Genomic DNA, 14,023 nt, shown 5'->3' with positions numbered 1-14,023 from the left:
TATGACATGATTAAGAGCAATATCAGTAACGTGTAAGGAGAAAGCTGTGGCCACCCACGCGAAGGAAAAGGAACCCCAGGTCTACAACGGCGTTTCCGAGGCAGACGTGCCTTCCGCCAAGTTCGGTTGGAGCGAGCTGACTCCCGGTGCCATCCAGATCGCCGGCTGGATTTCCGTCGCCTTCCTCATCGGTTTCAACTTCGGCAACCACCAGGGTCACGTCGAGACGATCTGGCTGGTGTCGCTCGCCGCGCTCATCGCCATCGGCCTCATCCTGTTTGCGGTCCGCCCGCGCCTGAGCCAGGTCCGCACCGTCACCGCCCGCAACAAGCCAGTCGGCTACCAGGAGCGCGACTGGGCCTACGACCAGCGCACGCTCTCCGGTGTGTACGAGGACCTGGAGGATAACGATCTTCGCGCCCTTAATATTGATCCGGACCGCGTTCGCCACCTGCGCGCTCCCAAGGATCACTCGCACGACAACGACCCGGTCGCGATCAGCGAGGGTGTGACCGTGGTCAAGGAAGCAACCCACTAATAGCGAGTTGCTCTTTAGCCGGCTGAGACGAGATGTTCTCAGCCGGTTTTTTCGTTCATGAAAGCTTTCTCATCTCCGTTTCATGGAGGTTTCACCCCATGTGAAGACGATGGTTTGTATGTCTACGTCCCTTGTACACACACCGACCACTCCCACTGCGTTTCAGTCTTTCCGCAGGCGTATCGTGGCGTGGTTCATCGCGCTGATGGCGCTGACACTCGCCATCATTTTGTTGACTACGCGCACTGTCCTGCTCAATGCGGTAACGGAGCAGGCGAATGCGGACGTTGTCCAGGAGGCGCGGGAGTTCACCACCTTCGCGGCCGAGGGGCGGGATCCGGAAACTTCGCAGGAGTTCGAGAGCCCGGAACGGTTGTTGCAGGTTTTCCTGGCGCGACAGATCCCGGGTGATAATGAGGCACTCGTCGGGGTCTCGGGCGATCAGATCATTCAGATGGCCAACATCCCCCGCCCGCTGCAGGCGGGCGAACCGCTTGTCACCTCGGCTCTGGAAAACCCCGCCGCGTCCGGCATCTACGATGATCCCGAGCTGGGGCCGGTGCACTGGGCCACCGTAGGTGTGGAGGGCACTGACACCGCCCTTCTCATCGCCCGGTTTACCGACACTGCGCGCGCCAGCGTCGCCGCCAACCTGCGCTCGATCACGCTGATCAGCCTTGGCTCCCTTCTGCTGGCCCTGGCGCTCGCGTGGTTCGTCGCGGGGCGTCTACTCAACCCCGTTCGCCAGGTCCGCGAAGCTGCCGTCGGGCTGGATTCGCGCAGCCACGGCCAGCGGGTCCCCCTCCCCGACAACGGAGATGCCGACACCGTGGATCTGGCGCGTACCTTCAACACTTTGCTGGAGCGTATCGACGCCGCCGATGATGCCTACCGTGGAATACTTGCGCGCCTACACATCCAACTGCGCGACTGGCTCAATCGGGTTCGCGGCGGGGCGGATCCACAAGAGTTGGCGGAGGAGGGCACGCGCACCCTTGCTACGTTGAGCGCTCTCGGTTCGCTGACTGTGGGATCGCGTGACACGAACCAGATGGTGACCATGCCTGCGCATGACGTCGGACGCCGCGTACAGGAACACATTGCCGCTGCGGGCGTGCCGGTGACACTGGTCGCGTCCGCAAGCGAATCGAGCGCGGTCACCCTTGACGTAAACGCAGTGGGGCTGAGCATGACCGAGGCGGCGCGGTTTTGCGCTGCGCTATCCACGCCGGTGGAGCTGGGCGTGGAGACCAAGGAGCACGGATTGTCACTGTGGGTGCGTGAGCGTGGCGTCGGGTGTGACCCGGCCCAGTTGAAAGCCCTGCTGAACTGGCAGCCGGACGAGACACGACCTGAAGGGCGTCAAGCCAATCTTGTCCTGCTGCGCTGCGTGGCCGACGCACACGGTGGAAGTGCTTGGGCGCAGTCAACGAATGGCCTGGGCACCATCATCGGACTTGACCTGCCGGGGGCGCCAGCCCATGAGTAAACACATTCATGGCCCTGACTACAGGGTCGCCACTACCCCTCCCCCATCCCTGCACGCGCCCGCTCCGCGCCAGCTTGCGCTCCCGGATGTCAAGGCACTGACCCCTGCACAGATAGTGAAGTCTCTCCTGGCCGCTCTGATTCTTTTGCTGTGGCTGGCGCCGCTGCCGGAGTCCGTCCCACCGGACGCTCGCGCTACGCTGGTCGTGTTCGCGGCTGCCGTGTGGCTGTGGATCTTCAGCTCAGTCTCGGACACGTTCGTCGCCCTCGGCGCGGCCAGCATTCTGGTCATCATCGGAGTCATCGACGTTGATGACCTCTTCGCCCCGCTTGGGCACGACATTGTATGGCTGCTCATCGGAGCATTTATCATCGCTTCAGCCATGACCACGTCGGGCGTGGCGGTGCGCGCGGCGGTGGCGCTGAGCGCTGGCGTGACTTCGCCACGGGTGCTGGTGCACCTGCTCACTCTTGCCGTGGTGTGCACCGCCTTCGCCGTGCCCGCGACCAGTGGTCGCGCCGCCCTGGTTCTGCCCGTGTTCGCGGCCCTCGCCGGGGTCGTGCCGGGATGGCTATCGCGCGTGCTCGCCATTGCACTGCCGTCGGTTGTTTTGCTCTCGGCTGTGGCGTCGTTAATTGGCGCGGGCGCACACCTGATCGCCGATCAGATCCTGGCCGGCGCTGGCATGGCTGGCTTTACCTTTACGCGGTGGATGGTGCTGGGGCTGCCCTTAGCGCTGGTATCCTCCCACCTCGCGGCGGAGATCATCTTGATCGCGCTTTCGACACCGAGTCAGCGCCGCTGCGAACTGAGTATCACTCGGGAAGCACTAGCCGGCGGTGACTCACTGCCAGCACGCCTCAGCTCCGCGGAGAAGAGGGCAGTCGCCATCCTTGCCGTCTCCGTTCTGCTGTGGTTCACCGAGCCGGTGCACGGCGTTCCCCCAGCCATGGTGGCTGTTCTCGGGGCTCTGCTTGTCACCTCCCCCTACCTCGGCACCGAAGAGTTGGGGACGACGGTGAAGAAGGTACCGTGGTCGCTGTTGCTGTTTATGGCTGCGACCATTGCGATCAGCCAGGCGCTGATCAGTTCCGGGGCCGCTGATTTGCTTACCTCCTGGCTCACCCCCGCCGTCCCCGGTTGGGTGTTTGTGCTGGCGGTAATCGCGCTGTCGAGCGCGGCGCACCTGGTTATCCAATCACGCTCAGCGCGTTCTGCAGTCCTAGTCCCGATCGTGATCGCCATTGCCCCGACCGTGGGGGTAAATCCTGCCGCGGCCGCTTTCATTTCTACCGCTGCTGCGGGGTTCTGCCATAGCTTCCCCGCCTCCGCGAAGCCCTTGGCTATCTTTCGGGGCGACGACGCCAACCCCTACTATGACGCGACTGACCTGCTGCGCATCTCCGCTCTTCTGGCGCCGATGCACATTGCGGTCACGGCATTCTTTGCTTTCGCCGTCTGGCCGTTTCTTGGTTTGCCCCTTTTCCTCTAACCCCCTTTCTTAAGGAGAGAACCCATTATGACCATGTACCTTCCCGAACGCGTCCTCATTGCCCCCTCCGGATTCAAGGAATCCCTCTCGGCTGTCGACGTCGCGGAGTCCATCGCCGCCGGCATCCGTCGGGTACTCCCAGGAGTACGCATAGACCTATATCCCGTACCAGACGGGGGTGAAGGGACCGTGGAGATCTTAGCGAAGCAACCCGGTTGCCTCACCCATACAACCAAGGTGACCAACCCGGTCGGCGAACCGGTGACCGCAACGTGGCTGGAGTTTCCGGAACAATCCGTGGCCGTGCTCGAGATGGCCTCGGCGGCGGGTTTAAGCCTGGTACCCCACGACCTGCGCGATCCCACCGCAACCTCCACGCGTGGCGTCGGTGAGCTCATCGCTGAAGCACTCGACTCCGGTGTCGACCGCATCGTAGTCGGCTGCGGCGACTCGGGCACGTCCGATGGCGGTGCGGGAGCGCTATCTGCACTCGGCACCCGCATCCTCGACAACACCGGCGAAGAGATCGGTGCGGGTGGTGCCGAGCTGGCACGAGCCGCCAAGATCTGCACCGACGGCTTGCACCCCCGCTTAGCTGAGGTGGACATCACGCTGGCCTGCAACGTCCACAACGTACTCACGGGCCCGACGGGTGTCGCGCACATCTTCGGCCCCCAGAAGGGCGCGTCTCCCAGCCAGGTGGATGTGCTCAGCGACGCGCTGAACCACTGGGCGGATCTGTTGAATCACACGTTCACACCCAAGGCCGATCTTCACCTCGGTGCCGGCTCCGGAGCTTCCGGCGGACTCGGCGCTGGGTTGATGGCTTTAGGTGCCACCGCGCGCGACCGTTTTGACGTTCTTCTCGGTGACCTCCCGGGCACAGCCGACCTCGACGCCCTGATCGCGGAGGCGGACCTCATCGTCACCGCTGAGGGTGCGATCGACTTCCAGACTCCTCGCGGGAAAGTCCCCGCAGAGATTGCACGGCGCGCCCAAGTCACCGGGGTTCCCGTCCTCGCCCTGGCCGGTTCCCTGGGACGCGGCGCCCCGCAGGTCCATGACGTGGGCATCGGCGCGATCGCCTCCATCATGAACGTTCCCATGGCGATAGAGGATGCCGTCAGGGACGGTCGCGAGTTGCTTATCGACGCCGCGGAACGCACCCTCCGCCTCCTCATGCTGGGATGCGCCATCTCGGGCCGTAGAGAGGAGACCGTGCGCCGCCAGTACACGCGGGAGTCATGATTTCGTGGCAATAGCAAGATGAAGAAACCCTCATACTAATTTCACCACTGTTTTACGGAAGGGATAGAGACTTAGAGTTATGACCCAAACACCAGAATCACATCAGTCCACAGTCAGAAAGTTCGCTCCTCTCGTTGGTATTCTCGCGCTCCTCGGGGTCGTAGGTCTTGGCGGGATGGCCTTTGCCGGAAACAATCAACCCCCCTCCATCGACCCCTCCAACGCGACGATCTCTGTCGGTAACGCCACTCCCGGTGACCCGTCGGGGGCGCCGGCGGCTGGAACACCGGCGTCGCAACGCGACGATGACGACGACCGCGACGACGACGACCGCTACGATGATGACGGCCGCGACGACGATGACCGAGTCAAGCCTGCCCCCGCGCCTCCGGCCGCCAACCCCGGCCAAGCCAACGTCGCTCCGCCCGCAATCGCACCAGCGCCCGCACCCGCCCCCCAGCCGCCGCTAAGCTACCAGAGTTACGACGATGACTGGGACGACGACTGGGACGATGATGACGATTGGGACGACGACGACTGGGATGACGACTAGTCGCCGAACCTCACTTCGCTGGCGCATCGTTATGTGGATCACCGCCGTGGTCTTCGTGGCGCTGTCCAGCGTTTTGGTAATCACCCGTTCCGTGCTGCTCTCACAAGTTGCCGACAACGCCAACGCCGCAGTCGAGCAGGAAATCGAAGAGTTTCGGCGCTTTGCTGTCGACGGTACCGACCCTGTAACTGCCGAGCCCTTCACCTCCGCACACCGTCTCATTGAGGTGTACCTTTCCCGCCAGATCCCGGACCCTAACGAGTCAATCATCGGGTACAGCGACGGCCAGCTCATCCAGATGGATTTGTCCGCTCTCAATGGTGAACACCCCGGTCCGCTTTTAGCGAACGACTCCGTGGTGCGTGAGGTTTTCACCTCCCCCGAACCTTCTGGTGTTATCGACGACCCGCTGCGCGGCCCAGCCTTCTGGGGTCGAGCGGACATTGAAGGTGATCCCAGCCAACCTCCGGCACACTTCGCCGTGGTTTTCTTCACCGGGGAATTGCGCAGTGCTGTCAACGCAGACCTGCGACTGATCTCCCTACTTGCGCTCGGGGGCCTAGGCGCATCTGTTCTTATCGCTTGGCTCATCGCAGGCCAGATCATCGCCCCAGTGCGCAACGTTAGAGATGCCGTGTCGCAAATCACCAACACCGACCTGACGCGGCGAGTCCCTGTCAGCAGCAACGATGAGATCGCGCACCTGGCGATGACGTTTAACGCCATGCTCGACCGCCTCGAATCGGCGTACCGGGAGCAGCGCACCTTCGTTGATGACGCTGGCCATGAACTACGCACACCCATCACAGTCGTTCGCGGACAGCTTGAGCTGCTCGAATCCTCTCCACCTGAGGAACGCGCTCGTTCGATCGAGTTGGCCACCACGGAACTCGACAGAATGGCCAGGATGGTCAATGATCTGCTGACCCTCTCCGTCGCCGACGCGGGTGATTTCCTCCACATCTTTGAGGTGGACGTCGCCGAGCTCATGATCGACATCGACGACAAGGCTTCCACTATCAGTGACCGCGTTCGGCTCATGGACGTCGCCGAAGGCACGGTAGCGCTCGACGGGCAGCGGGTCACCGAGGCGATTCTCGAGCTTTATGGCAATGCGCTGCGCTACACCGAAGACACGATCGACATCGGATCTGAATTCTCTGGTGAGGGCGCTGCACGCACCCTCAAACTCTGGGTGCGCGATCACGGCCCTGGCATCCCGGAAGCCGAGCGGGAGTCCTTGTTCGGACGTTTTTCGCGGGGAGAAGCGAAAACCTCCACCGCGCGACCTGAGGGCGCCGGTCTGGGCCTGTCCATCGTGCGAGCAATTGCGGAAGCGCACGGGGGGCGTGCCTACGTTGATTCGACTATCAGCCTCGGATCAATCTTCGTACTTGAGATTCCCGCACCAGTGGAACTCGAAAGTGAAACCCAGAAGTGAAACCCTGAAAAGAAACACAGTAGTGAGGAAGACAATGAGCAGAATTCTGATCGCCGAGGATGACCGCGGCATCGCCGATTTTATCATCCGAGGTCTCAGTTCCGCCGGGTACGCCTGTGACGTGGTCGACTCCGGTCCCGCTGCGTTCTCGTCAGCACGAACAGGCGACTACGACCTCATGGTCTTAGATCTGGGGCTTCCCCACATGGACGGTGCCGACGTCCTCGAGCAGCTGCGGGCCTTGCGCGAGACCCTGCCCATCATTGTGCTCACTGCCCGAACCAACATTGAAGACCGGATTCGCTCCCTCGAAGGTGGCGCGGACGATTACATGCCGAAGCCTTTTCAGTTTGCCGAGCTCCTCGCCAGAGTGCGACTCCGGCTGGCAGATAGAGCAGCAAGCTCGGAAGACTCCCCGACAGACGGTGGTTTCAGGTTGTCCCGTGGGGATCTCACGCTGGATCTGCGTACACAGAGAGTCAAGGTGGGATCCACCTGGAAAGATCTTTCGCGGCGCGAGGTCGGCTTGCTGGAAACACTGATGCGCCACCCGGGCCAAATACTCTCCCGCGCGCAGCTTCTTAGCATGGTGTGGGGAATGGATTTTGACCCCGGATCCAACGTTGTCGACGTTTTCGTTCGCGCCCTGCGGAAGAAGATCGGTGCGGAGAAAGTTGAAACGATCCGCGGTTCCGGCTACCGGCTTGTGTAACCACGCAACGACGTAACTACTAAGCCACGACCCCCTCCAAAAGGTGGTCTTTTCACACAAAACTCACATAAACCCACTTCTATTATTGGATAGTCCTGGAATTTTCATAAATTTGTAGACACGTCTCACACTTTGGTCTCATCTAGGTTACGGTCTCTTCTGGCAGCTCGAGAAAAGTCGTCTGTCTTCAATCCAAGTTCTAGGCGAAGGGTCCCTCATGTCAAGAATAGGCGTAAGTGCGCTAGCTGGTCTAGTCCTCGCAATTTCTCTAACCAGTACTCCGGTCGCGGCCGCTCAAGCCCACACGGTTAGTGGAGGCGTGGGCCCTTGACTCGAAGCCTCTGCTGTATCGTCGTACAATCTATCCGCGTCACATCGTGACCGATCGGATTTTCGCGAGCGGCGCGAATCCCGTTACGCGTGGTTCCGGGAGTTCTTCCACCGGCACTTTGATCGCTACCCAAGATCCTCGCAGCGCCCGACTACGCAAGTACCTACCACGGACAACCAGGCTCCGAGTACGCCTCGGCCGACACCAACCTCAGTGAACCCTGTGACGCCCTCGTCCACAGTGCCGGCCGCACCCACTTCACCTACCCCACCAACTTCGTCTACTGCCCCAGCACCCTCACAGACGTCCACCACGGCTCCCTCTCCTGCACCCGGGCTAGTTCGCAGCGGATTCGTCTATTCAGACGGCGACCCAGCCACAGCGGATCAGACCACCGAGGATTTCAGCGCTCCATCCAACGCGTGGTTCGTCCCGCATGTCGCACAATCAGTCACGATGGAGAACGACTACAACCCGTCTAACCGCCGCTTCAACGGGCAGGGTGAGGTTAAGACGATTGCGAGCGAATATCACGTCATCACCACCGACCGCAGCGGCAACTCCATCGACTGGAACAAGCCTGTTGGATTGCTGATTCGGCTTCATGGCGATGGCGCAGGTGAGTACACCCGAGGCCAGGCCAGCACTACCACCTGGGAGTACGCCGACGAGGCGATTGCCAATAACATGATGGTCATCATCCCCCGCACCCCGGATGTGGCCAGCAACACATGGTGGCAGGCCACCGAGCGTGCTGAGCACCGGGCGTATCTAGAGTCGCTCGTGGACAGCGTTATCGCGGACCCGAATTACCCGAACATCAACCGCTCTGACATTTTCTGGTACGGCTACTCTGGCGGAGCCGAGTTCCTGGGTTACGACTTCATCACCAATGCCACCAACTACATCACCTCCGGTGCGATCTTGACCGGTGGCGGCGGCAAGCCCTCGTGGTACAGCTACCGACACGAATCCAACGCCTCCGACCGGCAAAAGCGGGACGTCCCCATTTCCTGGGTCCTAGGGGCCAATGATAATGGCACCGAAGGCATGCCTGCGTGGGGTGTTCCACCGAACGGTTTCGACGCCGTGACCGCCTCAAAGCAGGGGTTTGAATACTACTGCTCCAACAACGGCGCGGGCGGCTACACCCAAGTTAGCGCCAGCAAGTACGAGTGCAACAACACCGCGTCAGGCTTTAAGCGAGCAACGCTGGAGTACTTGCCGAGACAGAACCACTACACAGTCAACGCTGGTGAGATCCTCGGGTCCTATCTGCCCCAGCGCGCGGTGACCACACCCAACATTGTCAACTAGCCAGTCTTCTCCTCCGCCGCGAGCTGCCCGCAGGCCGCGGCGATCTCCTGGCCCTTGGTGTCACGCACGGTGCATGTCACCCCCTGCGCGATAACACGGCGGACAAACTCGTCCTGCCGGGCTCGGGGCGAGGCGTCCCACTTCGACCCTGGGGTGGGATTTAGAGGGATGAGATTGACGTGAACCTTAGACCCCAGGGCGTCGTGGAGCTTCCTGCCCAGCATGTCAGCCCTGAAGTCGTGGTCGTTGATGTCGCGGATCAGCGCGTACTCGATGGAGACGCGGCGGCCAGTCTGCTCCGCGTAGTAACTCGCGGCTTCGAGCACGTCAGCAACTGAGAAGCGGTTGTTCATGGGCACGAGTTCGTCCCGGAGCTCATCGTCAGGCGTGTGCAGCGATACCGCCAAGGTGCAGGACAGGCCTTCGTCGGCAAGCTTGCGGATCTGCGGGGCGAGACCCACCGTGGAGACGGTGACGTTACGCTGCGAGATGCCGAACCCGTCGGGGGTTGGCTGCGTGATCTGGCGCACCGCGGAGACGACGCGGTTGTAGTTCGCCAGCGGCTCCCCCATTCCCATGAACACGATGTTGGACAACCGCGAGCCCTCCGCGTGCATCCGGGCCGCAGCCGCGCGCACCTGGTCGACGATCTCGGCCGTGGACAAGTTGCGGTCGAGCCCGCCCTGGCCGGTCGCGCAGAACGGGCACGCCATGCCGCAGCCCGCCTGCGAGGAGATGCACAAAGTGGCGCGGTCGGGGTAGCGCATCAGCACCGACTCCAGCAAGATCCCGTCGTGCAGCCGCCACAGGGTCTTGGTCGTATCGCCCTCGTCGGTTTCCAGTGAACGGATCTCCGTCAGCAGCGTCGGAAACAGCGCGTCTTTGACCAGCTGGCGCTGGCTCTCCGGCAGATCGGTCATGGTCAGCGGATCGGCCTGGAACTTGCCGTAGTAGTGGCGCGCAATCTGGTCCGCGCGGAATTTGGGCAGGCCGAGTTCGGCCAAAGCCTCGATACGCTCCTCCTTGCTTAAGTCGGCAAAGTGCTTCGGCGGCATCCCCCGCTTGGGTGCCAGCAACTGAATCTTCGGGAAATCGCTCATAACGGCCACCAGTGTCCCACGTTGAAGCGGACTTTACGAATTGTTTGCCTCTAGGCCGCGCTGAGGAATGCAGCGGCGTTGAGCAAGATGTAGGTCGCCGACGCCGCGGGAAGCATGCCGTCGAGACGGTCCATGATGCCGCCGTGGCCGGGAAGCAGGGTGGACATGTCCTTGATGCCCAGCTCGCGCTTGAACTGGCTTTCCACCAAATCGCCCATCGTCGCACACACTACCAACGCCGCCCCGAGCGCGATACCGACCCACCACGGGCCGTGAATCAAGAACTCAACCGCGAGCACGCCCGTAATCACGCCGAAGGTCAGCGACCCGGCGAAACCCTCCCAGGACTTGCTGGGGCTGACCGCCGGCGCCATGGGATGCTTACCGAACATCACGCCCGCAACGTATCCGCCGACGTCCGACGCCACCACGCAGAGCATGAAGGTGAGGATGAACATGCGGCCCGGCAGCCCGCTCTCATCGATGATCGAGATCATCGCGGCGAACGAGCCGAACAGCGGGATCCACACGAGAACGAAAATGCCTACCGCGGTATCGCGCAGGTAGTTCGTCGGTTTCAGGTTCGGACCCCGGTGGAAGAGCCTGTGATACATAAGCACGAGGACCGCGAAAGCAAAGCCACCTAGCGCGCCACCGGAGGCGAACGGGTACGACGCCCACAAAATCACCTGCCCGAGGATGACGAGCAGGGTGCGCGGCTGCGCAAACCCGGCCTCACGCAGCCGCGTAAGCACCTCCCACATCGCAAATCCCACCGCGATTGCGACGAGCGGGTACCACCCGAGCGGGCCGATAATCAGCGCGACAATGACGAGCACGCCGAGCACCAACCCGGTCAAAATCGCGTCGCTGAGGTCGCGCCCGGCACTGTTTCTGGGCTTCGGTGCCCTGAATCTGCGGGTCGACCCGTCCTTGCGAGGGCTCTGACCAAATGAGGAGGTCACGGCGGCGGCTTTCTGTTCGGCGGGTAAGGGAAGGCGGGTGAGGCTCTAGACCTCGAGCAGTTCCGCCTCCTTCTTGGAGACGATCTCATCGACCTGGGCGACGTAGCGCGCCGTCGTCTTATCCAGAGCCTGTTCAGCGGTCTTGACCTCGTCCTCGCCCGCGTCGCCGTCCTTCTGGATCTTCTTCAGAGCCTCCATGCCCTGGCGGCGCACGTTGCGGATGGCGACCTTGCCCTCCTCGCCCTTCTGCTTGGCCTGCTTGACCAGCTCACGGCGGCGTTCCTCGGTCAGCTGCGGGACCGTGACGCGGATGACTTGGCCGTCGTCGGTGGGGTTGACACCCAGGTCCGAGTTGCGGATCGCGTTGAGGATCTCGTTGAGCGTGGACATGTCGAACGGCTTGATCAGCAGCATGCGCGGCTCCGGGACGGAGACGGTTGCCATCTGGTTGATCGGTGTCGGCGCGCCGTAGAAATCGGCGACCACGCCGTTGAACATCGCCGGGTTGGCTCGGCCGGTGCGGATGGAGACGAGCTCCTCGCGGGTGTGCTCCACAGCCTTGGACATACGGTCTTCCGAGTCGAGCAAAACGTCATCAATCATGTGTTCATCCTTGGGTTTGTCATCGTAATAAGGAGCGTTACCCCACTAACCTACCAGCGCGTACGGGCCCGCTCGGCCACTACTTCACCAGCGTGCCGATGCGCTCGCCGGCGACCGCACGAGCGATGTTGCCCTCCTTGAGGAGGTTGAAGACCAAAATCGGCATGTCGTTGTCCATGCACAGGGAAAATGCCGTGGCGTCGGCGACCTTGAGGCCCTTCTCAATGACCTCGCGGGGAGTGACTTCGCTGTAGAGGGTGGCCGCGGGGTTGGTGCGCGGGTCGTCGTCATACACTCCGTCAACACCCTTCGCCATGAGCAGCACGTCACAACCGATTTCGAGCGCGCGCTGAGCTGCGGTGGTGTCCGTTGAGAAGTACGGCATCCCCATGCCGGCACCGAAAATTACCACTCTACCCTTCTCCAGGTGCCGGGCGGCGCGCAGCGGGAGGTAGGGCTCCGCGATCTGCGCCATGTTAATGGCCGTTTGCACGCGGCAGTCAACGCCCTTTTGCTGCAGGAAGTCCTGCAGCGCCAGGCAGTTCATCACCGTGCCGAGCATTCCCATGTAGTCCGAGCGTGCACGGTCCATCCCGCGCTGCTGCAGCTGGGCGCCACGGAAAAAGTTGCCGCCACCGATCACTACCGCCACCTGGGTGCCCGAGCGTGCAACTTCTGCAATTTGCGTGGCGACGCTGTCCACGACGTCCGGATCGATCCCGACGTTGCCGCCACCAAACATCTCACCGCCCAGCTTCAGCATTACGCGCTTGTAACCGCCCGAGTGTGTGTTGGTTGGGTTTGCGTCAGTCACCGTCGAGGCTCCTTAAAAACGTGGTTGCATACCAAGGAATAGGCTACCGACGATCATAGTCGGCGCCTTTCCGCACCGCGCCGACCGGTACGAGCTGCCACGGCTGCGCGCATGCGAAAACCCCGCCGTAGCGGGGTTTGTCGTATGTCTCAATCCCGGCGCCGTGCGGTGGGCGTCGAAAAGCAGGCGCTAAGCCTGGCCGACCTCGAAGCGGACGAAATCGGTGATCTCGATGCCGGCCTCGTCAGCGAACTGCTTGACGGGCTTCTTGGAGTCGGACAGCGACGGCTGGTCGAGCAGGACGACGTCCTTGAAGAAGCCGCCCATGCGGCCCTCGACGATCTTCGCGATCGCGGCCTCCGGCTTGCCCTCGTTGCGGGTGATCTCCTCCTGGACGGCGCGCTCCTTCTCAATGACGTCGGCCGGCACGTCCTCCTGCTTGAGGAAGCGGGCCTTCATCGCAGCGATCTGGAGAGCAACCTGGTGCGCAGCCTCAGCGTTGTCGCCGGAGTAGGCGACGAGAACACCAACGGCCGGCGGCAGGTCAGCGGAGCGCTGGTGCAGGTACACCTCGACGTTGTCACCCTCAAGTGTGCGGGCGCGGCGCAGCTCGAGCTTCTCGCCGATCTTGGCGGACAGGCGCTCAAGCACGTCGTGCGCGGTCTCACCGGAGACGTCAGCGTTGGCGAGCTCCTCCTGGGAGTTAGCCTTCGACGCGAAAGCCGCCTTCGCAATCTCCTGGGCGACCTCCTTGAACTCGGCGTTCTTGGCAACGAAGTCGGTTTCGGAGTTGATCTCCACGATCGTGTTGCCGTGAACGGCGACAAGTCCCTCAAGGGCGTTGCGCTCGGCGCGCTTGCCGACGTCCTTCGCACCCTTGATGCGCAGCACCTCGACTGCCTTCTCGTAGTCGCCGTTGGTCTCCTCGAGAGCCTTCTTGCAGTCGAGCATGCCGGAGCCGGTGGCCTCGCGGAGCCTCTTGACATCTGCAGCGGTGTAGTTCGCCATAGCGGGGCGATCCTCCTCGTAGTGGAACGATTGTTGTACCGGCACCCTAGCGCGCAGGTACGTGATGAACGGTTTTACAGACTAGCCGACTTGCGTGTGCACGGCATGTCGGCTTCGCGGTGCGCTGGTGACAAAACCCCGCGCCCGTAACGCGCCCGAGATGGGCGCTGGCGTGGGCTGCGGGGTTTTACGTCATGGAAGTCGCGTCTGCGACGGCACCGCCGGCGCCGTGTTACGCCTGGGTGGCGCTTTCGGTGCCGGAGACCTGGGAGGGCTGCTCCGCTGCGGCCCGCTCGGCGGCGCGCACTGCGTGAGGCTGCTCGACCGGGGCGACAACCTGCTCCTTGAAAGCCTCGGCTGCGGCGGCCGCTGCAGCGGCGTCAGCTGCGGAAACGTCGTCGCTGGACGCTGC

14 protein-coding genes are annotated in these 14,023 nt (G+C 62.5%); 8 read left to right on the top strand and 6 right to left on the bottom strand.

The window, feature by feature from the left end; all coding sequences use genetic code 11:
- Window positions 1-46: 46 nt before the first annotated feature.
- From HMPREF0298_RS05200 to HMPREF0298_RS05165, 8 genes are all read left to right on the top strand, one after another.
- Window positions 47-538, top strand: coding sequence for a DUF2631 domain-containing protein (locus tag HMPREF0298_RS05200; RefSeq protein ID WP_006840070.1), 492 nt, complete (start codon window positions 47-49; stop codon window positions 536-538).
- A gap of 118 nt (window positions 539-656) precedes the next feature.
- Window positions 657-2,027 (top strand): histidine kinase, encoded by a 1,371-nt coding sequence (locus HMPREF0298_RS05195; protein ID WP_169304963.1) that lies wholly within the window; start codon window positions 657-659, stop codon window positions 2,025-2,027.
- The gene (locus tag HMPREF0298_RS05190) at window positions 2,020-3,519 is read left to right on the top strand and encodes an SLC13 family permease (RefSeq protein WP_006840068.1); all 1,500 of its coding nucleotides are present in this window, start codon (window positions 2,020-2,022) and stop codon (window positions 3,517-3,519) included. The genes HMPREF0298_RS05195 and HMPREF0298_RS05190 overlap by 8 nt, the downstream gene beginning before the upstream one ends.
- Window positions 3,520-3,546: 27 nt before the next feature.
- Window positions 3,547-4,767: a glycerate kinase family protein gene (locus tag HMPREF0298_RS05185; RefSeq protein WP_006840067.1), complete on the top strand. Its 1,221-nt coding sequence runs from the start codon at window positions 3,547-3,549 to the stop codon at window positions 4,765-4,767.
- Window positions 4,768-4,942: 175 nt separating this feature from the next.
- Window positions 4,943-5,320 carry a hypothetical protein gene (locus tag HMPREF0298_RS05180; protein WP_006840066.1) on the top strand — a complete coding sequence of 126 codons (378 nt, stop codon included), beginning with the start codon at window positions 4,943-4,945 and terminating at the stop codon, window positions 5,318-5,320.
- Window positions 5,310-6,761, top strand: a complete 1,452-nt coding sequence (locus HMPREF0298_RS05175; RefSeq protein ID WP_040422532.1) for a sensor histidine kinase — start codon at window positions 5,310-5,312, stop codon at window positions 6,759-6,761. Before HMPREF0298_RS05180 ends, HMPREF0298_RS05175 begins: the two co-directional genes overlap by 11 nt.
- A 34-nt stretch (window positions 6,762-6,795) precedes the next feature.
- Entirely contained in the window at window positions 6,796-7,473 is a 678-nt protein-coding gene (locus HMPREF0298_RS05170; RefSeq protein ID WP_006840064.1) for a response regulator transcription factor, read from the top strand.
- Between the two features lie 787 nt (window positions 7,474-8,260).
- A complete protein-coding gene (locus tag HMPREF0298_RS05165; RefSeq protein ID WP_006840063.1) occupies window positions 8,261-9,121 on the top strand; it encodes a hypothetical protein in 861 nt (286 codons plus the stop codon).
- Here the strand turns inward: HMPREF0298_RS05165 and rlmN are convergent.
- From rlmN to HMPREF0298_RS12420, 6 genes are all read right to left on the bottom strand, one after another.
- A complete protein-coding gene (rlmN, locus tag HMPREF0298_RS05160; RefSeq protein WP_006840062.1) occupies window positions 9,118-10,221 on the bottom strand; it encodes a dual-specificity RNA methyltransferase RlmN in 1,104 nt (367 codons plus the stop codon). The genes HMPREF0298_RS05165 and rlmN overlap by 4 nt on opposite strands.
- Before the next feature lie 50 nt (window positions 10,222-10,271).
- Complete coding sequence (locus tag HMPREF0298_RS05155) at window positions 10,272-11,186, bottom strand: phosphatidate cytidylyltransferase (protein WP_006840061.1); 915 nt, start codon at window positions 11,184-11,186, stop codon at window positions 10,272-10,274.
- Between the two features lie 45 nt (window positions 11,187-11,231).
- Window positions 11,232-11,789, bottom strand: a complete 558-nt coding sequence (gene frr / locus HMPREF0298_RS05150) for a ribosome recycling factor (RefSeq protein ID WP_006840060.1) — start codon at window positions 11,787-11,789, stop codon at window positions 11,232-11,234.
- Window positions 11,790-11,868: 79 nt separating this feature from the next.
- Window positions 11,869-12,552 (bottom strand): UMP kinase, encoded by a 684-nt coding sequence (gene pyrH, locus HMPREF0298_RS05145; RefSeq protein ID WP_006840059.1) that lies wholly within the window; start codon window positions 12,550-12,552, stop codon window positions 11,869-11,871.
- Between the two features lie 240 nt (window positions 12,553-12,792).
- Window positions 12,793-13,611, bottom strand: coding sequence for a translation elongation factor Ts (gene tsf, locus HMPREF0298_RS05140; RefSeq protein WP_006840058.1), 819 nt, complete (start codon window positions 13,609-13,611; stop codon window positions 12,793-12,795).
- Between the two features lie 232 nt (window positions 13,612-13,843).
- A partial coding sequence (locus HMPREF0298_RS12420) for a hypothetical protein (protein ID WP_006840057.1) occupies window positions 13,844-14,023 on the bottom strand: 180 nt, incomplete at its 5' end.

This window comes from Corynebacterium lipophiloflavum DSM 44291 (genome assembly GCF_000159635.1).
Lineage (GTDB): Bacteria > Actinomycetota > Actinomycetes > Mycobacteriales > Mycobacteriaceae > Corynebacterium > Corynebacterium lipophiloflavum.
This window is presented reverse-complemented; position numbering and strand designations above follow the sequence as displayed.